Annotated in this window: 24 protein-coding genes; 3 read left to right on the top strand and 21 right to left on the bottom strand. The window is 32.4% G+C overall.

All coding sequences use genetic code 11. From position 1 onward, the window contains the following. Positions 1-146 precede the first annotated feature (146 nt). Together LPC09_RS19830 and LPC09_RS19835 are read left to right on the top strand one after the other, a co-directional pair. On the top strand, positions 147-434 hold the full coding sequence (locus LPC09_RS19830; protein ID WP_231308086.1) for a thiamine-binding protein: 288 nt from the start codon (positions 147-149) through the stop codon (positions 432-434). Between the two features lie 79 nt (positions 435-513). After that, on the top strand, positions 514-879 hold the full coding sequence (locus tag LPC09_RS19835; RefSeq protein WP_231308087.1) for a DUF2188 domain-containing protein: 366 nt from the start codon (positions 514-516) through the stop codon (positions 877-879). 109 nt (positions 880-988) lie between these two features. Here LPC09_RS19835 and LPC09_RS19840 read toward each other — a convergent pair whose 3' ends face one another. From LPC09_RS19840 to LPC09_RS19890, 11 genes are all read right to left on the bottom strand, one after another. Further along, positions 989-2,533 (bottom strand): recombinase family protein, encoded by a 1,545-nt coding sequence (locus LPC09_RS19840; protein ID WP_231308088.1) that lies wholly within the window; start codon positions 2,531-2,533, stop codon positions 989-991. A 186-nt stretch (positions 2,534-2,719) separates the two neighbouring features. Then, positions 2,720-2,929: a hypothetical protein gene (locus tag LPC09_RS19845; RefSeq protein WP_231308089.1), complete on the bottom strand. Its 210-nt coding sequence runs from the start codon at positions 2,927-2,929 to the stop codon at positions 2,720-2,722. A gap of 222 nt (positions 2,930-3,151) precedes the next feature. Continuing rightward, positions 3,152-3,370, bottom strand: coding sequence for a YdbC family protein (locus tag LPC09_RS19850; RefSeq protein WP_231308090.1), 219 nt, complete (start codon positions 3,368-3,370; stop codon positions 3,152-3,154). Positions 3,371-3,415: 45 nt separating this feature from the next. Next, positions 3,416-6,385, bottom strand: a complete 2,970-nt coding sequence (locus LPC09_RS19855; RefSeq protein ID WP_231308091.1) for a type I restriction endonuclease subunit R — start codon at positions 6,383-6,385, stop codon at positions 3,416-3,418. Continuing rightward, positions 6,385-7,779 carry a restriction endonuclease subunit S gene (locus LPC09_RS19860; protein ID WP_231308092.1) on the bottom strand — a complete coding sequence of 465 codons (1,395 nt, stop codon included), beginning with the start codon at positions 7,777-7,779 and terminating at the stop codon, positions 6,385-6,387. The genes LPC09_RS19855 and LPC09_RS19860 overlap by 1 nt, the downstream gene beginning before the upstream one ends. A gap of 5 nt (positions 7,780-7,784) precedes the next feature. Next, positions 7,785-9,911 (bottom strand): type I restriction-modification system subunit M, encoded by a 2,127-nt coding sequence (locus LPC09_RS19865; protein ID WP_231308093.1) that lies wholly within the window; start codon positions 9,909-9,911, stop codon positions 7,785-7,787. 246 nt (positions 9,912-10,157) lie between these two features. Then, on the bottom strand, positions 10,158-12,080 hold the full coding sequence (locus tag LPC09_RS19870; protein ID WP_231308094.1) for a hypothetical protein: 1,923 nt from the start codon (positions 12,078-12,080) through the stop codon (positions 10,158-10,160). Next, a complete protein-coding gene (locus LPC09_RS19875; RefSeq protein WP_231308095.1) occupies positions 12,068-12,622 on the bottom strand; it encodes a hypothetical protein in 555 nt (184 codons plus the stop codon). The genes LPC09_RS19870 and LPC09_RS19875 overlap by 13 nt, the downstream gene beginning before the upstream one ends. Further along, a complete protein-coding gene (locus tag LPC09_RS19880) occupies positions 12,615-13,853 on the bottom strand; it encodes a hypothetical protein (protein ID WP_231308096.1) in 1,239 nt (412 codons plus the stop codon). Before LPC09_RS19880 ends, LPC09_RS19875 begins: the two co-directional genes overlap by 8 nt. A 244-nt stretch (positions 13,854-14,097) precedes the next feature. Continuing rightward, positions 14,098-14,649: a hypothetical protein gene (locus LPC09_RS19885; RefSeq protein ID WP_231308097.1), complete on the bottom strand. Its 552-nt coding sequence runs from the start codon at positions 14,647-14,649 to the stop codon at positions 14,098-14,100. A 623-nt stretch (positions 14,650-15,272) separates the two neighbouring features. Next, on the bottom strand, positions 15,273-15,884 hold the full coding sequence (locus LPC09_RS19890) for a recombinase family protein (RefSeq protein WP_231308098.1): 612 nt from the start codon (positions 15,882-15,884) through the stop codon (positions 15,273-15,275). 313 nt (positions 15,885-16,197) lie between these two features. On the opposite strand from LPC09_RS19890, the gene LPC09_RS19895 reads away from it, so the two are divergent. Beyond that, positions 16,198-16,629, top strand: coding sequence for a hypothetical protein (locus LPC09_RS19895; RefSeq protein WP_231308099.1), 432 nt, complete (start codon positions 16,198-16,200; stop codon positions 16,627-16,629). A 92-nt stretch (positions 16,630-16,721) separates the two neighbouring features. Here the strand turns inward: LPC09_RS19895 and LPC09_RS19900 are convergent, their stop codons facing one another. The 10 genes from LPC09_RS19900 to LPC09_RS19945 form a co-directional block, all read right to left on the bottom strand. Next, the gene (locus tag LPC09_RS19900) at positions 16,722-17,555 is read right to left on the bottom strand and encodes a hypothetical protein (protein ID WP_231308100.1); all 834 of its coding nucleotides are present in this window, start codon (positions 17,553-17,555) and stop codon (positions 16,722-16,724) included. Between the two features lie 66 nt (positions 17,556-17,621). Next, complete coding sequence (locus LPC09_RS19905) at positions 17,622-17,903, bottom strand: hypothetical protein (protein WP_231308101.1); 282 nt, start codon at positions 17,901-17,903, stop codon at positions 17,622-17,624. Between the two features lie 32 nt (positions 17,904-17,935). Further along, positions 17,936-18,349, bottom strand: a complete 414-nt coding sequence (locus tag LPC09_RS19910; protein ID WP_231308102.1) for a hypothetical protein — start codon at positions 18,347-18,349, stop codon at positions 17,936-17,938. Positions 18,350-18,473: 124 nt separating this feature from the next. After that, complete coding sequence (locus tag LPC09_RS19915) at positions 18,474-18,662, bottom strand: hypothetical protein (RefSeq protein ID WP_231308103.1); 189 nt, start codon at positions 18,660-18,662, stop codon at positions 18,474-18,476. A gap of 192 nt (positions 18,663-18,854) precedes the next feature. After that, complete coding sequence (locus LPC09_RS19920) at positions 18,855-19,256, bottom strand: hypothetical protein (protein WP_231308104.1); 402 nt, start codon at positions 19,254-19,256, stop codon at positions 18,855-18,857. 213 nt (positions 19,257-19,469) lie between these two features. Further along, positions 19,470-20,804 carry a hypothetical protein gene (locus LPC09_RS19925; protein ID WP_231308105.1) on the bottom strand — a complete coding sequence of 445 codons (1,335 nt, stop codon included), beginning with the start codon at positions 20,802-20,804 and terminating at the stop codon, positions 19,470-19,472. A 421-nt stretch (positions 20,805-21,225) separates the two neighbouring features. Beyond that, positions 21,226-22,071, bottom strand: a complete 846-nt coding sequence (locus tag LPC09_RS19930; protein ID WP_231308106.1) for a hypothetical protein — start codon at positions 22,069-22,071, stop codon at positions 21,226-21,228. Between the two features lie 193 nt (positions 22,072-22,264). After that, the gene (locus LPC09_RS19935; protein ID WP_231308107.1) at positions 22,265-22,942 is read right to left on the bottom strand and encodes a hypothetical protein; all 678 of its coding nucleotides are present in this window, start codon (positions 22,940-22,942) and stop codon (positions 22,265-22,267) included. A gap of 47 nt (positions 22,943-22,989) precedes the next feature. Then, on the bottom strand, positions 22,990-23,697 hold the full coding sequence (locus LPC09_RS19940; RefSeq protein WP_231308108.1) for a hypothetical protein: 708 nt from the start codon (positions 23,695-23,697) through the stop codon (positions 22,990-22,992). 21 nt (positions 23,698-23,718) lie between these two features. Then, positions 23,719-24,135, bottom strand: a complete 417-nt coding sequence (locus LPC09_RS19945) for a hypothetical protein (RefSeq protein WP_231308109.1) — start codon at positions 24,133-24,135, stop codon at positions 23,719-23,721. Positions 24,136-24,902 lie beyond the last annotated feature (767 nt).

Below are 24,902 nucleotides of genomic sequence, written 5' to 3' on the forward strand. Positions count from 1 at the left end.
TTATTTTACTCCTCATACTATTATAGCGATTATAGTTAACTTAATGAAACGTTTAGATATAAACTTTTGCCACTTAATTCTAGTCAGATGTTTATATTAACTATGAATAAGGTATAGAAATAATAAAGCTAGAAAGGAGAATGATGATGTCAACAGTAACTGCAGGATTTCAAGTTCTTCCTAATGGTAAAGATATGAACACAGACGGGGTTATCCCAAAGATGGTCGAAGTTGTAAAAGAATCAGGATTAAAGTACAAAATTGGACCAATGGAGACAGTTGTAGAAGGAAACTTTGATGAAATAATGCTCTTAATCAAAACATTACAACAAGTAGGGATTCATATGGGTGCAACAGAAGTACTGACAAATATGAAGTTACACTATAAACCAGATGGCATTTCAATTGAAAATAAAATGACTCATGTTAATTAGTAGAAGTCACTGTGGTAAAAGAATCTGAAAAACTATTAAATGAGAAATTAAAACAAATCAGAAAGGTGTGTTATTCTTAATGGTTTGGACTAAAAATGATTATCCAGAATCGATGAAAAACTTAAATGAATCTACTAGAAATAAAGCAATAGAAGTAGCAAATGCATTAGTTGATGATGGGTACGAAGAAGGAAGAGCAATCTCTATCGGAATATCTCAGGCTGAGAAAATGATGAACTCAAATTCAAGTGATATCTATCATATTGTCCCTCACGATGGTGAGTGGGCAATAAAAAAAGAAAATGCTAAAAAAGTGACTGAGGTGTTCCGAACAAAAGCACAAGCACTTGATAAAGGACAAGATTATATGAAAAAGAAAGACGCTCAATTGGTCATTCATAGACAGGATGGGACGATTGAAAAAATGAAAAATACAGGGAGTTAACCCAACAATCAATAACGGCTTTCGTCTCATTAAAGCCGTTATTTTTTTCTTGTCAAATTTTATGAAGCCGTGTAAAATAACTGCTATAAACTCATTTAATCACGGGGCATTAGCTCAGCTGGGAGTCCAACTGAGCTTTCTTCACTACCCCATTTTTGACAAACTGGTTTATATTGATTTTGAATGTGATTTCAACATTATCCTTATAAACCACAACCCTCTCAATCACCGTAGAAAGCATCATCTTCTTTTTTTCCGATGATGCATTTTCAAAAACTTCTCTCCAAATTGGTATATGTTTTTTTAGTTCTTCAACCTCATGAAGTTCAATCTTTTTTGAATCTAGCTCTTGTTGAGCTTCTTCTACAAGTTTATTTAATTCCTTTACTTCTTTCTCTTTACTTTCAATTATGTTATTCAACCTTTCTGGACTGTAATGACTTTGACCCATAATTGATTTTATAACCTCTTCATTCAACTTTGTTAATTGTAGATTTGCTGCATCTAATTCTCTTTCAAGTTTGCGCAATGTCTTCACTTCATTATTAGTGTTCTGCTTCTTTAGTTTTTGAATCTGCTTTGTCAGGTCTATTTGATTTAATTGTTGCAAGTAATCAAATAGCTCCTCTAAGACAATTCCCTCGATTTTTTTTGATGCATAAATTGTTTGCCCGTCACAATCTGTTTTCATTTGAGCTTTTCCCGAACAACGATATTTCGCCTGACTTGTTACTCGTTTAGTCCCATCTTTTCGTACATATGTCTTTTTATTATAGGTTGTTGTTAATGGATAGCCACAATGTCCACACTTTATTATCCCTACTAACATGAGAATTCCTTTTGTAGTTTTTATAACACTTTCTCCATCATTCTTTTTCACATTCTCAGGGCTTCTCATTTCTCTAATCTTTTGAGCTTTATTCCACTTTTCTTCATCAATGATAACTAAATCCACTAATTGCTCTTTGGAAGTAACCTCATTCTCTTTCCCTTTGTTATATGTCATATATCCTTTATACATCGGATTCCTTAAAACAGTATTAACCGATGCTGATGACCACTTTTTATCTGTTTTAGAAGGGTAACCTTTTGTGTTAAGTAGGCCTGCAATACGGTTCTGTCCATACCCCTCCTCTAAAACTAGGTCATATATCATTTTTACTATTTCTGCTTTTTCCTCATCGATGACTACCTTCAAAAGGTCTTTTCCTTTCTTGTTAAGAACCCCTGAATTTACTGTTTTATATCCATAGGGTACAGTTCCACCTCTATAAACTCCGGCTTTAACCATTTCAGCATGTTTATCATTTACCCGTATTGATGTTTTTCTACTTTCACCGCTCGACTGCCAAAATCGAATATAGTTAATCAGTTTATCTGTGTGGTCTTCAATCTTCTGCTGTCCCTCTTTAACAGACCACATCTCTATTCCCTGACTTACAAACCACTCTAAGACAAATGGTGTCTCATCATCTCTTCTTCCTAACCTATCAAACATATAGACTAGAAGAACATCAAATAATCCGTTTTCTGCATCTGCTCTTGCTTTTTGAATAATATCTCTATTGCTGGCGGTTACTTTATAACCCGAAACACCTTTTTCTACATATTCTTTTACGAATTCCCAATCATCTCGTTTATTTATAAAATCCATACAAGATTTCTTTGTGTAGGAATATCATCACCGTCAAGTTGACCCTTTGTTGATACACGATACAGTGTTGCCACTCTTTTTTTTTCCATATCTTTATACCTCTATTCTAAATTTGGGGGATTATATATTTTAGAAAGGAATTTGTTAGTTTAACTACCTCAAATTTACAAGATTTATCCTCTATATTCAACCATTTCCTTCTGACATTTGACTGATATATTCACTTTTCAATAACTCAAGTAGTTCATTCTCAGCATTTTCATTACTACCTGTAAATTTCAAAGTGACCCACATGCAGTATTTAGCACTGTATTTTTTTATACTTACGATTTCATTATTTTCAATTACCGGCTTATATTGTTGACCTTCAATAATAACAGAATATAAGTTAGACATGACTTCGCACCCCGTAAACGAATATTTTGGGCTAACCCCATGCCTACTTAAAAAATCTCTTGAAGAATATCTTGAAGAAGAAATTAATGTTCACCCAAATTCCTCTATGTCCCTTCTCTTCCGAAAATAAGCATAAAAAATGCACCTATTCTTTTCGTTGACTATTTAATAGTCAACGAAAAGAATAGGTGCTGCTTATTTAGCACATCAAGTACAATTATTTCAGTCAATGTTATTTAATAAACTTTTTAAACTTGCTACTTCCTCTTTGGATAAAGTTATGCCTTTACCCATTTTTTCATGATTTTCTGACCAGTCTCTTAGGTCATATTTGGGTTCACGCCCGTTCCAACTAATTAGGTTAAGTTCTTTTTTCCAACCCTTTGCAGATTCAGAAAGCACCCCAATGGTTTCAATAATTTCATACTTAAGGTCTGCCATTATATTTCATCCTTTACTTAATTAATTGAATTTAACACTCAATAACTATTCTATCTCAGGATTCCCAGTGAATACTTCACCATCTGTGTTGTAAGTTACATTAAACACCATATCAGTGAGCCACTTCTTAAATGAGTCATTATCGTTATATTGCTTAAAGATTTCCATATTATCTGTCATTAAATTAATTACTGCTCTATTTAATGCCTTTTGACTCTCAATTTTGGCGTTTTGTTTATCGGAATTTTTCATAGCATTTTGGTAATCTTTATCCTTTGCTACAACTTCTGGAATAGATGCAATATGCTTTTTGACTTGGTCTTCATCTTTCCAAGGAATGTTTCCGAAAAGGTCGTGGAAAGTCGATATTATATTACTTAATAAATCAAGCTCTGGGTCAGGCTTTCCACCTCCAGCAGTTGTAGGAACTGGGGGGATTTCATAATATGGTGAATCTTCCAGAACAATAGACATTTTCGCCTGTGCTTCTGCCCTATAACTATCTAAATCAATTGCCTCAAGAATACCTTTAGATAAATCTTCTTCCTTCGGTGCAGGAAGTTTCGGTATTAATAGATTTAAAAAGATAGATAGCTTTTCCCATTCTGCATTTCCATAAGGCAATATTGATGCTAAAAAGCCATATGTTCTAGTAAAGACTTTTGCCTTACTCTTAAAATCTATTTGCTCATTTTCGTCTAACTCATCTTCATAGTTATTTGCACATATATCTAAAATTGGATCTAGCTTATCTCTATCTGCTCCATTCAAATAAAGCTCAACAATGGTATCTATGTGATAATCTGTAAATACGTGATATCTTTTAATATCACTTTCAATATCATTTAGCTTGTCTGGGTCAGTTTCATCAGAAAGAACGGTAGTCTGATAATATTTAGAAAATGCTTCTTTAATAATATCTGTTTCATTGGCAAAATCCAATACAAAAGTATCATGTTTCTGTGGATGTGCTCGATTTAGCCTTGATAAGGTCTGAACCGCCTTAATATCTGTCAACACTTTATCAACATACATTGTATGAAGAAGTGGCTCATCATACCCCGTTTGAAACTTATTGGCAACGACCAAAATTCTATAAGGGTCTTTTTTAAGCTTCTTCTCGATTTCATTACTCGGAAAGCCATTAATGGCACTCTCCGTTAACTTTTTACCCCCGAACTCCTTTTCCCCAGAAAAAGCTACAATTGCTTTAAATGAGCTCTTTCTCTTTTCCAAATATGCTGATATAGAATAGTAATATTGTATTGCCCTCTCAATGCTGCTGGTCACTACCATTGCACGAGCCTTTCCACCAATTTTACCTTTGGCAATAACTTGGTCGTGAAAATGGTCAACCATTATTTCCGATTTCAACTCAATTGCCTTTTCGTTCGACTCCACATATTTTCTAAGCTTTTTCTGAGCCTTTTTCTTATCAAACATCGGGTCATCTTCTACTATTTTAGCAATCTTATAGTAACTCTTGATTGGAGTATAATCTCTAAGAACATCAATAATAAATCTTTCTTGAACAGCCTGTTTCATTGTGTATACATGAAACGGCCTGTGTTTTATTTTTCCATCTGCTTCATAGGGAACACCGAACATTTCTAGAGTTTTATTTTTAGGTGTGGCAGTAAATGCAAAATAACTAGCATTTGTGAGCATTTTTCTGCCCTCTAAAATCTTTACTATCTTATCTTCAATAGTCTCCTCTTCACTATCCTCATATTTATCAGATAGAGTCATATTCATTTTCGCAGACATATTACCACTTTGGCTCGAGTGAGCTTCGTCAATTATAATAGCAAAGTTATTTTTTCTATGCTGATTTCCGATATCCTCAAGGATATAGGGGAATTTATGAACAATTGTAATAATGATTTTCTTCCCATCTTGAAGATGCTTTTTTAGGTCTCCAGAGCTTTCAGCATGACCTACTGTGTTAGACACCTGCATAAAACTCTTAATCGTATTCTTAATCTGCTTATCTAGATTAATCCTATCGGTAACGACAATAACAGAATCAAAAACACTTTTTCCATCTTTGGTAAGAGAAACAAGCTGATGAGCAAGCCATGCGATAGAATTCGATTTTCCACTACCTGCACTGTGTTGGATAAGATACTTTTGACCAGCACCTTTTTCGCTTACATCGGCTAAAATAGACTCTACCCCTGAAAGTTGATGGTAACGAGGAAAAATTTGTGTCTTTTTTACCTTTTTCGTTTCATCGTCTTTCTCTTCAACAATTTGTGCATAGTTTTCTATTATATTAGCCAGTTCATCTTTTACTAATATCTCTTTCCATAGATAGTCCGTTTTGATTCCATTAGGATTAGGAGGATTTCCAGCTCCATCATTATAGCCTTTGTTAAACGGAAGGAACCAAGACCTTTTACCATCAAGTTTTGTGCACATCTTAACTTCGTTATCATCCACCGCAAAGTGAACCATGCATCTACCGAAATTAAAAAGAAGTTCTCGTGGGTCTCGGTCAGTTTTATATTGATACACTGCATCTTCAACATTTTGTTTTGTCAATCTATTTTTCAACTCACAAGTAATGATTGGCAGACCATTAATGAAAATAGCAAAATCAAGAGCAAGCTTTGTATTATCTCTTGAATACATCAGTTGTCTTGTTACACTGAATATATTTTTGTTATACAATTCTTTTGCATTGGCATTTTCCTGAGAAGGTGTGATATAAAACAAATCAAGTGTAACAGGGTAAATCTTTATACCCCTTCTCAAAACTTCAATGATACCGTTTTTTGTAATTTCTCCTTGTAAACGATTTAAAAACTTAGTCTTATTTAAATCGCTTTTAAATACTCCTAATTTTTCAAGTCGATCTGGTTGAGTATCTTGTAAAAAATTAAATAATCGTGTTTCATCTATTGCATAATCTTTGTTGTAGTTATTATTTGTCCCTTGCTCATAACCATTATTATTTACAAGATGTTCAACAATAAGCGTTTCTAATCCTGACTCTTTTGTGTTAGATTGCATTAAACCTCACACTCCTCGCTATCTACAACTTCATCATTGTCATTTAATTCTTTTTCGTCAATTTCTATATCAACTTCAATAATTTCATCAACAATAGCATTTCGTACATCAACTTTACCTGTAACAACGTCAGAAATAAGACGTGTACGGTATTCTGTTATTAGGTAGATTTCCCTTTCAATTGTTTCTATACCTTTGTCAAATACTTTCGTTTCATTGATAAGGTGCGACACTATTTCTTCTTGCTCCTTTACAGGAGGAAAAGGCACTACTAACCTATTCAAATTATTAATAGTTAATTGGTTTATAGTAGATGTAAAAAATGTTCCACATTGATATTTGAATAACATTGAATTAAAAACTTGAAACAAAAATGTATTGTATTCACTTCTAAATACTGTTGTAAACGCTCCAAATGATAATCCTGCACTAGTCTTATCAATCATTGCACTTTTTCCTACTAATTCTCGACTTCCGTTTCTAGAACATATCAATATATCATTTATTTTTGTTCTTAGCTTTTCTGGAATATCTTTTTTAACAAATACATTATTACTTAATTCAATTCTACCATCCTTAATATTTGACGAACGTAAAACAAGTGTTCCTGTTTCATCAACTAAATCTGCTGGACTATAAGTCAAACCTATTGTAGCCTTCCCCAGATTCTTTAATCGCCTAACTTCCCAATGTTCGGGTATGTCACTAAGCCAATCAACTCCACTTGGCTTCATTTTTACATTTGGATTAATCCCTTTAGTTACTGCCTCGTTAATAACTGCTTGTTTTTGCTCTTTTAGAACTGAAATCAGCTTTTTTTTGCTCTTTATAAATTTATTAATTTTCGCAAGCTGTGAATCCAAATATTTAACGATTTGCTCCTGTTCATCAAGAGGTGGCAAGTACAATTTTATATTTTTAAAGTCATCATATCGCATATCCCACTGACCTATACGGACACCATACGAAATTCTATTATATTGCGTCTTAAATTGAGGGGACCTAAGTAAATAGTGGATATACTTAAAATTTAATTCACCTACAAGTTTACAAACTATATATGCAGGACTAACTATTCCTCTATATTTAGATACACCAAGCGAACCCTGCCACATTTTCATTTTGTTTAAAACTATATAGCCATTATCTACAAATTTATAATTCGATAAATCTTGACTTTCAACATTATGATTATCATCTCTCGATGACTTCCTTATTACCCCATATTCTCGATAAACCGACAATAGTTCCAAATCATCTCTAGTTCCATTTCTTTCATTAGAAAGCTTAGTAATTGACCTTACTGTTACTCTTTTCCAATGTTCTGGTACATCTCCTAACCAATCATACTCAGTATCCTTATACTCCCCATAGGGTTTAAGATTAGTAGCCATCTCCCTTAACCCCCTATAATTTCATTAAGCAATCCATCAGTTTCTGCTTCTAATGCTTTAATGTCTTCTGCTATTTCATCAAGCGTACGCAATTGAACTGGCTTATAAAAATATTTTGTAAAACTAATTTCATAGCCAATTTGCGTTTTACTTTCGTCAATCCATGCATCTGGAGCAAAAGATAATACTTCATCTAATAAGAATTTTTCAATGCCACCTTCATGAAGTAAAGGTATTTGCTCCGTATCTCTCAGATTGCTATCTGTCTCATATTCCACAATACATTGTTTACCATCAATTATTGTATTGAATAAACCATATAGTGGATTTGCTTCAACCTTGCTAGGCTTGTATATTTTTTTTATTACTTTTTCTGCGTTTTCATCTATTTGAGCTAGACTATTTTTTATTAGGTTCAATCTTTTAACAGGTATTTTTACATTTAATTCTGCTGCTACCTTACCTAACTCTTTTACGAACAAGTTAAAGTCAGGAATTGTTGTATATTGTAATTTATCTGCTACCACATAAATAACAGGCATTAATGTTGTTTCTTTTTGATGCTCACAGATTTTCGCAAATGCTTCTAAGTTTTCTTTTGCGAGATTTACACTTAAACGTAAAGGTCTTTCAACTGTAATCTTATGGTAACCGAACTCTTCATTATCAAATACCTTAGACTGCTCGTTTTGTTCAAAATTAATAAGCATGTCAGAAATCTGTTTTCTAATTCTAGGCGTAAATTCACAATTCTTGTTACCCAAGTTTTTTCTTAAAGAACTTTTAAGACCTGTTGCATCTATCAGTTGAACTTTTCCTATTCTGTGTGGCGCTTTTCTATTAGTAACAACCCAAATATAAGTCGCGATGCCTGTGTTATAAAACATATTTTCTGGCAATGCAATAATCGCTTCAAGCCAATCGTTTTCGATGATATACCTTCTAAGATTACTCTCACCTTGACCAGCATCGCCTGTAAAGAGGGAGGAACCGCTATGAACTTCGACAATCCGACTACCCAATTCAGTATCGTGCTTCATTTTGCTAATTTTGTTTGCCAAAAATAACATCTGTCCGTCACTTGAGCGTGGAATCATCTTAAAATCTGGCTCTCCTGCATGAGAAACAATAAATCGTGTATCTGAGATATCTGATTTACCCCCAAGACGGTCTAAGTCTGTTTTCCAACTCTTCCCGTAAGGTGGATTCGATAACATAAAATCAAAATTATATGTTGGGAATCCATCATTAGATAAAGTAGAACCGTAGGCTACATTATCATCCTGTATAGCCTCACCTTTTATGAGCAAATCAGCTTTAGTGATTGCATACGTTTCTGGGTTAATTTCTTGACCGTATAGATAAGTAGAAATACTTTTGTTATGCTCTTTAGCCAATTGATGCAACCTTTCATCTGCGATAGTTAACATACCACCTGTTCCACAAGCTCCATCGTACACAAGGTAAGGTGCATCCTTAATTTTATCTGCTACTGGTAAGAACGTGATATCTGCCATAAGCTCAACTACATCACGAGGTGTGAAATGCTCACCAGCTTCCTCATTGTTTTCTTCGTTAAATTTACGGATAAGTTCCTCGAAGATTACCCCCATCGTATGGTTATCAAGCCCTGGAATTTGTATCTCACCATTGTCGTCTTTGATCGGTTTAGGACTTAGGTTAATCTTAGGACTTACAAACTTCTCAATTACAGCACCTAGGATGTCTGCTTCAATCATCGTGTCAATTTGATTTCTAAACTTAAACTTCTCAAGTATTTCTTGCACATTAGGTGAGAAACCATCTAAATATGCAAGAAAGTCAGACTTAAGCTGTTGCTGCTTCGCTCTCGACTTAAGGTCTTTTAGAGTAAATGGTGAGGAATTACAAAAAGCTTGTCCTGCTACATTACAAAGTGCAGCTGTTTGATTTACCACTTCTGCTTTATCCAATGCATCTTTCATCTGCAAAACAGTGTCTTTTGTTGGTTCTAATACTGCATCCAGTCTTCTAATTACTGTCATAGGTAAAATTACATCTCTATATTTCCCCCGTACATATACGTCACGAAGGCAATCATCGGCAATGCTCCAGATAAAACTAACAATTTGATTATATGTTTGATTATTCACTTTTGCTCCTCCAATATCTACATAAATACTCACACTAATAGTATCATATCTTCACTCAAATGTGAGACACTAGGAGATTGTTACCATTATTTTGGTTCGGACTGTAATTAATAAAAAATGCACCTATTCTTTCAGTGATGACGATAAATATTCATCACTGAAAGAATAGGTGCTAATTATTCATTTTTATAACTATTGGATATTTAAGAATCCGCTTAAAATAACAGATGAACCATAGGTATTTTTTTACTTATTCTCTGAATCAACAGGTTTTAATAACTTATCATCATCTTCTAAAGTATCAAAGACATATTTTTTGAATTCCTTAGGATATTTTTCTTTTCCTGTAGTTAGAATTACTTGATAATTAACGTTCTCATTTTCATCCTCGGATATAAGTTGTTTTAATACTTTTTCTAAATTTTCATGGTCAATTCCTAAGTTTTCTGGTGTGTCTATTAGCAAGAACCGTGGAAAAGGCATTTTTTTATTAGCAATAGACAACTTTAATAGAGTTAGAAAATACATAAATCTCTTAGGTACATTTGAACTAGCTTGTTTATACTCCCCGTCATTAATTATTGGCATATAATCATTTTCCGTAATAGCTGCTTTTACAATATCATCACTTGCTTCTGTCATAAGTTGGTTATAAACAGTATTGAAATTTTCAATTGTTTTTACTATTGATTTCTTAATAATATTGTTTTCCAAACCTTCTACTTCTTTTTTTAAAGACTCGAATGAATTAGTCTTATTAGTAGATTCTTTTTCCAGCTGATTATATTTATCAGCCACAACAAGCTTTTGTTCATTTTTTTGAATTTGATTCTTAATCAATAAGATTTTATCGTTCAACTCATTAATTTCAGCATCATTAGTATAAATTTTAATATCTTTCTCAACCTTTAGTAAGGTTTTTTTTATTCTCTCACTATTAGTCTCATGTTTAGCAATTATATTTACTACATCTTCTTTTTCTTTTTCACATGCCAGTAAAGCAGATTCGATAGTTTCTACAGATTTTATTTTTGATTTTAGAATTTCATGGTATTCATTATCTGTGTAGAAGAATCTTTCGTATTGCATATCATCTAATTTCCCACCACAAATACAATGTTGTTCTTTTCTTTCTACATTTCTAAGACAACAAGGACAAGTGTTTGGAGAAAATAAGTTTATTTCTTCATGAGCAACGATGATTTTTTTTATCTGAGTAACTTCTAAAATTACATTTTCTTTTAAAGTAAGAATACTTCTTAGCTCCATATTTAGATTTCTGAGTTTCGATTTCCATTTATTAAGTTCATTTTCATTCTCTAATAATTCTTTTCTTAAATTCTGAACTTGATTAAGAAGAATAGGAGAGTCTGATGTGGTTACCTTAATTCCATCCTTATATGTATTAATTTTTTCCAGTTGAAGTTTTGCTTCAGAGAGTTCCTTTTCAATTAATTGTTTATTTACAAATGAACTTTCATACCCCATTTGAAGTGAAATATCTTCATAATTTTTTAGTACACTCTTTGCTGAATCTTTTTCTCGCTCTAAACGATATAGTTCACCCAATTTACTATAATACTCAGAAAACTGATAACCATTTAATATTTCAAAAATCACTTTACGAATATAAAGTGAGTCAGCTACAAAGTTCCCATTGTTTCTATGTTCCTTATAAATTTTCCTTGCCGGGGTTTCTTGGTCATAATGAACAAGACGAAATAAATCAGAAATCCCTAGTTTGAATTTTTTTGAGCCTTGATAAATCTCTATTATCGGTATACTAAGTTTAGACAATAACCAATCAGAAAAAATTGTATTATTTTGTTGTCTGTATATTGGATATACTTCAATGTTTCCATGTATATCCTCTACAAATATTGTATTTTGTTTTATAAATCTCTTTATCTTGAATTCCTCGCTATTTAACCATACTTCTAATAATATATAATTATTTATGTCTGACATTACTACCTTATGCTGCGAATCATCTTTTGGATCAAATTGATATGCATAGATTCCTAATGCATAGCATATTAAATCACTAAATGTGGTTTTTCCAGTTCCATTTTTTCCTTCTAGAATATTTAATCCAAGTTTAAATTCTGGAGATATATATCTATATTTTTCTCCTAAATACGAAACTCGTTTTATTGCTAACCTTCCCATATGACAACCCCCTTTTCACCAAATACTTTTTGAAGAAAAGTTTCTAACCCTAGTGTTTTAATATGTGGATAGAGCTTTTTGAATTTCAAAGTATTATTTATTTCATAACCAAATAGCTCTTCTTCTAACAATGCATTTGGCATTTTTCCCTGATTAATCCAAACATCAATACAATTTCTTGTAGGATTCTTTATTAGATTTACTATCCCTTTTCGTTCTAAGGCAAAAAGGATAGATGAAATCCACCTTGTTCTTAATCTGCTTTTGATGTAAACATTCCTTAAAATTTCGGCCTCATCAAAGTTTGGAAAGATATCCATAGTATTATATTTTGATATTATATCTAACAAATTATATTCAGATATTAATGGTACAATATATGCTAACTTATTATGGTCTTGTAATCTCTTTTTTTCTTCAACACAATTAATGGTATATAAAAAAACCAATACATTATAAGCTAAGAAGTTGTAATCATCATTTTTATTAAACATAATGCGTTTCTTAACACCCAGTTTTTCTCCATCAACTTCACTATTCACCTTTAGCTACCTCCTTATCAAAAGCTAAAAAACACATATCAAATAGATAAAGAATTGTATTCTTAAGTGTAACCCTATTTGTAATCTCGTATTGAAAATCCTTACTCACTTCTAATAAATAATCATGAGATTCGCTAACCAATATTTCAATCCAATCTTCAATTTCCATTTGTTTCATTTCTTTTCCTTCATTTTGCCTTATAAAATGTTTTATTTTTTGTTTACAAATTGTGTATATACGATATTTGTATGAACCACTATCACGGTCGTCTAGCTCGCCCAGCTCTATATTAGCCTCACACACACCTCTCTCAAGGTCCCCAATATCGTCCTCGTCAAAATTCTTACATACTGTATAAATTTTTTCGGATATATTCCTTGTATCTACTGGGATTTTAATTGTTTCCCACATCTTATGAATAGGATCCTTTCGTTTACGAACATTGTTCATAATTTCTAAATAAACAGTCTTAACGTGTTGTTCAGATATTAGCCTATGGTAATAATCCTTTAAATCTTGCCTTCTTTCTAATTCATCCATTAATTCATGTAGGATAAATTTTTCCTTTCCACTTATATCTCCAGAATAAGGGTTATATTTTGATATCTTCTCTAACAGCATCTCCTCAAGTTCGGTATGATTTTCACGTTCAAATTGCCAATCTATACGATTTAAAAAATCTATCCAAATTTTATCAGTCCAAGCCTTTATTATATGTAGATTCCCCTGATGACCATGGCGTTTATATTGGTCTTCATAACACTTTAGAATATGTAATTTTATATAAGGTAATAACTTTTCATCACTATAGTTATAGTTCTTTAATAATCGAAGAATAGGTTCTTTTGGTAAAACATTTTTCAGTCCATTAATATGATTCTCTTTTCCATATTTCGCATTTGTATAAAAGCAAAATATAACACTTTCACTCATTCTATTTATTATCCAGCAGTCTAGTAATATTATTAGAGAATTAGTAACCTCGTTTGAGTGAAACGAGAATTTGCTATCTGGGTTATAATTTTTATCTCCTTCAATTACTGTCTGTGTACTTCCGTCAGCTTTAAGAGTTTTGAGATAAACATCATCAAATAGTTCATTAGCTACGCAAACTGCAATATTCTCCTTATCAATCATATTATCTAAAAGGTAGTTTACAGCTCTTAACTTTTGTAACCTAGCCCCTTTTCCTTTATCGCCAGCTTCTCGATTAATAATCTTTTCACTCATAATAATAATCATTCCTTTATTTAAGTTCACATAACATATTTCTACACAAATCAACATATTCCTCTAAACTGGAAATTTTTAAATTGTAAACATTAATTCTCAAATTAGATTAGCCCCTCATTATATTCAAACAAAAAAAACACCTATTTTTATTTAACTTGACAGGTTATCAAGTCTATAAAAATAGGTGCAAATTTTATTGCATAATAAATATCTTTCTAACTTACCCTAAGTAAATCCCACTTTAAGACATTACCCCAATATAATAGTAATCAGCTGTTCCATCATCATTTACTACATAAGAATACATGTAACCTTGAGTAGCCATGAATATCTCATGCTCTATGTATTCCTTGATAACCATTTCTCTAATTCCTTCATTAGTTATTTCCTTGTCAAAAGTTATTGCATCAGCGAAAATATCCTTTGGAACACAGAGATAACTTTTTGTAACAATAACTTTTTCAAATATAGATAATTCATGTTCACATTGGATTTCAGTTTGTTTTCCTACCATATAATATGAGAGCAAAACATGATAAACTGATAATCCATTCTTATCTAAGTCTGAAATAATACCCTCATCTATTTTAGATAATTCTTCGTGAAAAATAGATAGGGGATTTAGGCAATTAGTTTTTAGGACTTTTCCTTCCTTGAATGATTTTATAATGCTGTCTTTTATGCCAACTGTTTTCATTAAATCAAGTGCTAACTTCTGACTTCTTGTGCTGAATTGAATAATATCACCATAATCTTTGTTCCATAAACGCAAATCCTTTACCTGATTCGGCATTTGATGCATCTCCTTAAGTTACGATTTTTTTTATAGAGAATTGATAAGCTTTTTTAGGAAGTAGGAAATTGAGAGCAGAATACCCCTAATAGCCAATAAACTAAAAATTGGTTGTTATTATAACTCTAATAAAGAAAATTGGTAGAACTTTTAAGAACACTTTTTACAACAAATAGAAATAATAGCAATTTCCGGCAATATAAAGATAAAATACGTATAAAAATCAGCGACAAAAAAACCACGAGATACTATACCTCATGGTTTCAACTCTTAATTCTACAGTTATTAACGGATGCTCGGTTGCTTGGTTACTAGATGACTTGGAAACAAAACTACTAAGTCCTTTATGTTGGCTTAATTCTTAGAGTTGCTTGAATTGGAGTGATGTAAGTGAAACTTTCTTGTGATTCATGTATTTTATCCTTTTCGTTGCAGTCCTCTCCTATAAGATATAAGTTTTGTTTGTCTTCTACTCCTAAAATCTATGTATCTCCACAAAGATTTTTATTTATGAAATTCCCTCAATTACAGATGGCTAAAATATTGAAATAAATAATAATTACGATTTAGCAACCCATTAAATATTAATATTGATTTATATTGGTATTATTTTTATGAGCTTGTTATTTAACCGCTAATGATTCTTCGAATTCTTTTACTTTTCTATAAAAGGTTCCCTTTGTCATATTAACGATTTCCATAAATTCTACAGCCATGATTTCATCATTCTTCCACTGCCCATATAGGATAGGGAACTCATTGGGTATCTCTTTTCTAGGTCTCCCTAAGTGCTTACCTCTTGCTTTAGCTGCTGCTATTCCTTCGGCTTGCCGTTTAAGAATATTTTGACGCTCGTTCTCACTTACGAAAGCTAGAATTTGAAGGACAATATCGCTTACAAAGGTTCCTAACAAATCTCTATGCTGCGTGGTATCTAATAATGGCATATCAATTACTTTAATATCAACACCGAGTTCATGAGTAATTTCTTGCCACTCCTTCATAATTTCCTTACTATTTCTACCAATACGGTCAATCGATTTAACGATTAGCAAATCACCTTTTTCTAAGGATTTTTTCATATACTGGTATCCGATTCTAGCCATATCTTTTCCACTCGCTTTATCTTCATATATGTATTTTTCTTCGATGCCTAGTTTCTTCATTTCATCGATTTGACGAGAAAGATTTTGCTCCTTACTTGAAACACGAATATATGCTACTGTTTTTGGCATTTTACATCAAACCTTCCATCTAGAGTTTGTGTGATTTTAGCTCTAGAGAACCAGAAGGTCAACAAGTTTATTAGAACGTCACAAAATAAAATTAGAGACTTTTTGAAACGCAAAATACCCCGTTTATTGAGAGTATCATAACCTATACCTTTCTTGACGTCATATAGGATAAAATAATAGGATAATGTGAAGTTCCCTTTTCTGAAATGATTTATATTTAATATTATTGAGGACCTATAAACTACTTTGACCAAAAATATTGCAGGAAATAATTCTTACTTGTCGAATCTTATGTTTTGAAAGGGTGATATTAATGGAGAATGAGGAAAAAGGATATAATCAAAACGAAGAAGAATACCAATTAATTGACGCTAATGATGGTAAGGTTACAAAACTATTGAATAAAACCAAACAACAAGTAAATGGCATTGTCGACAAAATAGGCTCAATACCTAGCTTCGCTAAAGATATTTTAAACTCCTTTGATAAATCTGAGGAAAACTATGATAAGTTAGCAAATCAAGACAAGGAAACCATTCAATTGATTATTAAACAAAAACTTGAATCAGGAAATTACACAGATGAAGAGTTGCATAAATTATTAGATAGAGCAGAAAAAATTACAGAGGACAGTGGTGGCTTCAAAGAAAAAATTATTGCTCATAGAAGAGAACTACTACTTATCGTTTCTGGTGCTATGGTCGCTACTTTAAAAATTATGTTAGAGAATAGAAATAAAGCGTAAGTGATTAAATGTACACTTACGCTTTTTATTCCTAAAAAACTCATTATTCAACAAAAGACTTTTGTACTTAAATACTTGTGAATTTAAGTGCTTTAATGTAACTTAGGGTTTACATTTCCCCTTAAAAATTCGTCTATTTTTAATTTTGTATCCTCTAATTTTTTACCTCCTCTAGTTGGGTTGTATGACCTTATAATGACGTTTTTGTAGGGCTTATCTATGCAATTTTGTTTGAAGAAATCCCAAGCAAAGTTTCTTGTAGAATCCCTTAGATATTTTTTAGTCCCTGCCATATAATCGAACCTACTATTAAAGTGATACAAGTCCCCATCATGCTTAATGGATAATAAATAGTACGGCCCACCTGGATTTGGTACTTTAAACTCCCATATTTCAAAATAATGCGTCTGTGGAGTGTTCATTAATGTATCCTTATACTGTTTAAACATAAAATCAATCTGTTGAATTCCTTTTGGAACTTGAGGAAGTTCACCCGCAACAATCTTTATCGAAGTTAAAGGTTCACTATACATCCCTTCAACTTCACCATCCTTAAAACTTCTAATTTCCTCGATTGTAACAAAATCAATTTCCATCGGAGTAATATTACAATATTTCATAGCCAACTTTAATTCTTCTGAAAACTCTTTCGCTAGAATATAAACCTTGTGTACGTTAATATTTTTCATTTTCAATTTTGCATAGTATTCCATAACCTGTGCTATATTTGGGTAATCAGCTTGATGTCGTTTAATCTCAACCAAGTGAAGTGTTCCATCGGTTTTGCTTTTATATATAACATCACATCGCAGATTAGTTGCAACCCATTCTTGTTTTGAGTATATCTCCCAATCAGAATTGAACTTTTCTGGGTAATTAGCGTACATACTTTCGAAAAATGATTCTCTTTCATCAATGGCTGCCAAAGTTCATCTCCCCGATTTCTATTTATTATTACTCTTCAATTATTCAAGGTCAGAAAGCTATAAACATTACCCCAACTGATTCTTTCTTAATTTAAGTTCACGCCTACGTTCCTTTAATACCTGCTCGACAGTCATATCTTTTACTACAAGTGAAAATCCTGTTTGCTGCTTACATTTCCTTGTATTGTTAATATCAAACAATTTATATTCACGCTTTTGCTCAGGATAATATACATAAGCAACGTGTTCTGAAGTAGTAGCTAAACCCATTCGATTTAACTTGTTTTGGGTGAATAGATAGTCTGGTACTTCTTCTGGTAGATACCGTTTCATCTCTTGGCTGATCATAGATGCCTCCTTATTATGATTATAAAAATCTTTTAAAAAGTAAAAAATTCAGGCTCTATATCGAACTTCATATCATTGCCTCTTACTTTTATATATTTCTCCCAAATATAGAATCTCCACTTCTCATCCTCAGAATAATTTAACGACATATCTGGGGTTATTAATTGTCTGAGTTGCTTGAAATTAACATAATAAATTTTATATCCCTCTAGCCGAACCGCCAGTATTGCTATATCTGCGTCATCCAGTAAATCCACCTGTTTAGTGGTTAGGTCGAACCAACCGTGACCTTGTGGATGTAATCTTGATTCTGGTGTACAAAGGACTAAACTCTTACCGTTGCTTACCCCATGATACATTATTTTCTTCCGTATGATATTGGAAAGTGAACAATTATATCTCTTGCAGACCGTACTGACTACAATGTTCTTATCTGGAATTGACACCTTACTACCCCCATATTTTGTTATTTTCTTTCATCATATCATATGGGTTCGTAGCCTGTACTTAGCAATTACATTGCTAAAAACTAGTGTTTAATCGTAGCATATAAAGTGACAGCTGCAAGTTCTAGTTTATATTTCTCCCACCTGGAATAAAGTCATTCCTACACCATTTGATAAAGTTACCCGAATGAAGTAGATATGTTCTTGCTGTACTGTCGGTCAACAAACCTTCTTTTGAACTTTTTCTAACCTCTTGCTCGTATGTCTGATAAAGTTCTTCCAACTGCTTGATAAATTCCTGTGACGCTTTCATTTCATCAGCTCCTTGTTTTTATTGAGTCAATTATATCGAATATGCTAAACCCCTGTAAGTAATTGGTATTTGTGACTATGTATTGTGATTAGCGAATTCATTACTTTCATTACTTTCATTACTCTTTTGCCATCAGAAAAGGAACCGTTCATCAGTAGTTACCGAACGGTTCCTTTATCACTACATATATTATTATTGATCTGTCGATTCTTCCATCTCTACCTCGCATATAAATAACATAGATTTTATTCTTCTTTCCTTGGTCAATTTATAACCGAAACGACCTCTTCTTTTATTTTTGTCCTTGTGATATTGCTTGGCTACTAAAACAAGTTTCTGGAATCGCTTGTCATTCAAAAGTCGCTTATGTTCTTTGGTTTTTATTTTTCCACAACACTGCTTCCCCAGTACAATTTCCCCAGTATCTACATTTAATTTATGCTCTGAATCTAAACTATGTCCATGCGGAATAGAAGGGAAAGGGTCATCATCGTAAGCATGGAACTCCCATAACATCCGATTTAATTGATAAGAAGGACGATAACCTAATCTTCTTCTCTTTGTCGAATTAACTCTTACTCTTCGTCTACGCATTTCTCTCTCCTAAAGCAATGTTTATCTTAATTCAAATTTATTCCTCATTTATTATTGAATATCTTTACTGACTACTCAAAAACTATAAAAATATCTTGAAAGGATTTGGGATGTCGCTTTCCCTTTATCAAAGTGATTTGGTTCAAGTATTTCTGCTTGTTTAGTTTGAAGGGTGGCACAAAAAGTCGCTTCATTTTATATAAACTCTAAATTTTATTCTTTTGTTGTTGATGCTTGAACATATTGGTCATAAATCGGTTCTCGGTTGCTAGGTTGGAAGTATGTGCTTAGGAATTTTTCCTTGTTATAGTCAACCCCTCTATCCTCGAATACAGCATAAATTGTATCTAGAGTAGACATCCAAACATATTTTTCACCTTCATTAGTCTTGAGCCACTGGTGAGAACCATCAAAATCAATTAGCTTGATAAAGAAATTTAATTCACTGAAAGTACAAGTATCTATACCTAGTTCTGTTAAATGGAAAGTTTCATTACATATTGTAAAGTCTTCATAATCATCAAACATGTAAATAGACTCTTTTTTTCGCTCTTTTGAAATTTGTTTAATTTCGTCCAATTCAACTCGACGAGTTAATCGTGTCTGAATAATTGGATACCATTCTAATTTAACTGAGCCATTCTCAATACCACTAATTACCGCTGGATGACAATGTGTTAATTTTTTGATGGTATCATCCTTAGCAGATTTTTTCCTTTTGTAATACAAAACTACGTCTCCAACTTCAAAATTTTCTTTCAAGTGATTAAACTTTTCAGTTATGGTGTATTCTTTATTCATTAATCCTTTTTGACGGTGAAAAATTACAAAAGCTTCCCAATCAGGTTGTGCACCTGCTGCTTGAGAATATATAATTTCTACTAGGTCTTTAAGAATTTTATTTCCGTAGTTTTTCAATATGAAAAGGTCAACATATTCTAAGTTCTGATGGGTGTACGTTTCATGGTCTATTAGCAATTTGGGTGTTGGAACTTCATCACGCAAACTCTTGACCATTATGTACGCTATTAAACTTACATATGCTGCTGAACGGTTATCTCCTTGCATTATTCTGTTGGCTTCTGTATTATGTTCGAAGTCGTAAACAACCTGTTTCTGAGTCTTTGCTTTGAAGTCTACCCCATCCACTTTCTTAGTGAAATAATATCGGGCATTCTTTGAATAGTCTGCTAACTCTTTTCTTTCAATCTCAAATCCAACGTCTAAACCATTGCTTACAACAAAACTGAAATGCTCTTCGCTTAAAAGGTCTTTTGAAATGCTTATGCCTGTTAAAGATAATTCCTTTCCTAACAAATGTTTGGCATACCTTCCTAGTTCGTAAGCTAATAGTAGCTCGGAACCTGTGGCAATCTCCTGAATACTCTTGGTATGGGGCATCAACTCATTTAAAGTAATCAGGTTCTTTTCATGTTTTACAGGCTGGCTTGTGTTAGTTGAGATGTCACCATCTCCCATTAGTTGTTCTTTACTTAAGTCGTCTGAAACTCTGAGTATCGCTAATTTACCTTCTCTGTTCTCTGCCAATATAATCACCTATTTAAACTAGATTTTATTATAATGATTATATCAGTTCTAATTGGGATTATAGAAACCAAAATTAAAGATGGTTTCGGAATAATAAAACCTCTAAACTAAACTATAACTAAAACCATTCGGACATTATGCCGAAGGGTAAAATTACTTTCTGTTAATAGTTTAATGTGCTAAGGTCATATTTCCCATGCTTGATTCTTTCCTTTTTAATTAAGTTTGCAAAAAGCGATGCCCTGATTGCCCTTGTTACCCCTCTCCGTTATAATTCAACACTGTCAGTAGATACAATCTTGATCCCGCTATATACATTGTTCTTTTCTTTGCATTATTTTCCTCATTTATTAATAATAATCTCGCTTTCTACTCATAAAGAGATAGTCTATCAAGAAGATATTTTACATTTATTAGGATGTTATTTCCTTAACAGTGGTCCAAACTTCTCCGAATAAGCTTTTTTGATTACCCATTTACCGCCTGAATTCTTTTCATCTATATTCACTATGCTTGCTTTTATAGGGGCATGTTCATCTACCCCTGCATATTTGATACGATTATTTCTTCTAAAGGCGAAAGTTGGTGTTGGTAATTTAGCCTCTCCTTTCATAAATGCAGTTGACTTTACCGATAAATGTAATCCTTTATCATCACCGTTTGCTTCACAAAATCCTGCATACTCGTCTCGTAGCAGTAAAAACATACATTCATAATATGTTAAATCAAAATTTTCTCCTGCTTTTATTTTTCTATATGAGATATCCTTTTCTATATCAATTCCAGTATTTTTATCCTTCAATATATTAATTTTTGGGACTTCAATATCAATATCAGAACATAAAGTAATACCCACTGGGGTTGATACTTTTATGTATCTTTTACCTTGCTCGTCAGATAATGTCCTAGTTGATTTCCTTGATTGTAGACCAAGTAAATTAACGAAGTGTAACTTTCCTGATTTGCTACCAAGATTATTTATTTCTTCTTCACTCATCGCTGCAATAATTTCTCGACCTTTTCGCAATAGTTCAGCATTTTCTTTTGTCATTTCAGGATGTTTTTTCTTGGATTTATTTGTTACATCCTCATATTTATTTTTTTTATTACCTATATCACTAGTATATAAATCCATATAAATGGTAGTTTTATGTACTGGCTCAGAATCTTCTTCACCTATTATAGGAGACGTAGTCAGTTCAGTCTCTCTCATTAAAGAGTAAATTGATAATTCTTCTGTGATTGAACGATTATTTTTAAATGACATAATATAAAAACTCCTTCGTTTTTATTAATCGTATCAAATAACATTACTAAGGAACCACCTTTTTTTGGCAAGATCATTCTTTTATTACATTTAGATTACTAATGTCTAGTTTTCCCAAATATTCTATATAGTTATCTCCAATGAATATTTATATAAGTAGAGAGAAAATTTCTCTCTCCCTATTAATCATCCGTTAAATTCTAATGCGTATTTCATATTCTTCATGAAGTATATTATTTACCATCCCTCCACTTAACAGTTCGTAAAAAAACTTGCTCGGTTCCTTAAATAATGAGATTTTTACCCTTCTAGCATTTGTGTACATTCTTGGCGTCATCGTTGGAAGTATTTCTCCAAACGCAAATCCCCAATAATTTTGTCTTTGTATCGCCACCATAAAACGATTAAAGGGACTGTTACTGACAAGTTGATTTTGAGCCACTTTCGCTATTTGTCTTAAAGCCATATACTCACTTGCATCAGTTGATAAATTTAATGCATAAATACCTAATGAACCAAGAAAATCATCTGTTGTGAAAAATAAGAATTGGCGTGTCCAATCGCAGACTGAAGGCATTCGGAAGTAAGTCTCGTAGAATAAGCAATTTACAGACATATCATTAATTATCCAATCACCCCTGGCAATATGCTGTTCTACAATTCTACCTAAATTTTCGTGATAAAATGGTCTTAATGAACTCTTTGTAACAAAATAAGCGAGCTTGCTCCAATTTTCGTTTGAATACGGTGTATTAGTTATGTCCGTGATTTCATCAAAGGTCAAGGGATTTTGAAGTTCTATACCCCTTAAGAGATGGATTCTGCTTGGATTTGGAGTATTATCTGGTTCAACTGTATTTACAAAGAACATTATTTCACCTTCTAATAATTTTTGTACTATCTGTAACCTTTAATTAATTACTCTTCAAATGCCTTTGTAATTTGGGAATTTATATCTAAAGATCTACCATCTTCACCTTTACGGAAATCTCCCTTAAGTAATTGATACAAAACTTTTCGTTCATCTGCTACGACACTATCTGTTGATGTTAAAACATACAATAGGTACGACAAATTATCCTTATTGTATAAGCAGGAGTGCTCTTCTAAGTTCGACTTTGTAAGTGTAAGTAAAAACTTAATTTCTTTTTCACATTCTTCTAAAGTTACATGGCGTTTATTTGACTTTGGTAACAAATCCAACAGACCATCTATTAGATAATCCGCAGGATTTAGCTTACCAGTTCCTGCACGAAATTGAATCATTGCTTCATCTACTTTATGTGCAAGTATCAAATCAATGGTACTTGTCCCAATCTTAGCTTCAAGTTTTTTTGATAAATAACTCATGGATGCTTCAACACTGTTTCTACTCTTTGCTCGAAGTTCATTTTTTGTTTTTTCATATGAACAATGGTTCTTGATGAAAATAATTACTTTCTTTCTCGACCTTTCTTGACCTGCCCATGTCTCGTCATTCTTTATATAATCAAATATTTCTTTCAGAGCAGATAACTGCCTCTTTTCTAGTGAATCATCTTCACCGTAGAATTCCTTGCTTCGCTGTGACACCTCTACCTGTTCTCTTGCTTCAACATACTTTCTGAAAATCAATTTATTTGCCATCCGATTATCCACCACCTATGGTTATCTGAAATACCCCTTATTAAGCGAACTGACTCTAGACCAAAGCCATTTCTTTATTTCACCAAGTTCTTGTTGTGACTCACAATTTACAATTTTGGTTAAGGTGTCCTCACCAACAATATTCTCTAAGCGACTATTGAAATACCAAATGGTTGCTCGTAAACCATCAGTAGTCATTCCTAACTTTTCGGCTGTTTCCTCTCGGTTCTTACCCTTACTTACCCAAGCTTCGTATTTCAATGATGATTTCTCTGTCGACTTACCAATGTGTTGAATTAATAGAAACAATTCAGCTAAAAATAGCTTTTTCTTATTCTCAAGACATCTGGCTTCATCAGTTACATCTTGTGACCGTAACCTTTGCTCGATTTCATTTATTCCTGCATGAACTTTCTCCCACAACAACAGCTTTTTCATGAACTTCCTTCCTCCTGCCCTTTGCCTTTTACTTAAATAACCTTTGATGCAAATTACGTAAAATCTACAAAATCAGCAGAAACCTTCAGAACTACTACAAGACTTAATAAAAATTAAGCAAACACCATATTGCTTAATAAATTTCCACTATTATTATTTTTATAGATTTGTAAAACTTTAAAAATCCCTAGAGCTACAAGGTTCAAAATCTCCAAACACAAGGTAAGGTAAAAATTAAGAGTGATTTTTATTAAGAATAAAATTAAGTATCTTCCTACTCAAAATAGTTTTGATTGCTAGAATTCTCTTGAAAATTTAAAATGTTCCATAACATAATCAAAATGTTAATAACGAATTTCAGAAAGATACATGCAAAACCGTTGATATTGAGTGAATTTTGGCATTTTCAAGATATTGAACACCAATTAGGAGAATTAATTGAGGAAATGACCATATATGAGCATAAAATAAGTTAGGCATTCTTCACCTAACTCTGGTTGAAGTCTCTATTTGAGGAATAACAAAGAGGATGGATACAAAAATATTTAAATTCTTATATCTATAAAGCAGCCCCTAATAAATGAGCAGAATTAGGATATGGCAAAACACTTTATAATGTATATACATAGGACTGTATCCGAAGGTGTGTAAAGTGTAGACATTTATAACCCATCTATTCGCTTTTTATAAAAAATTTATGACTTTTATAAATTCCCTTCTAGTTTTAGAAGAATTTCAGACCTTTTATAAGAATCCTTTTCGGCTTT

This window comes from Metabacillus sp. B2-18, assembly GCF_021117275.1.
Lineage (GTDB): Bacteria > Bacillota > Bacilli > Bacillales > Bacillaceae > Metabacillus.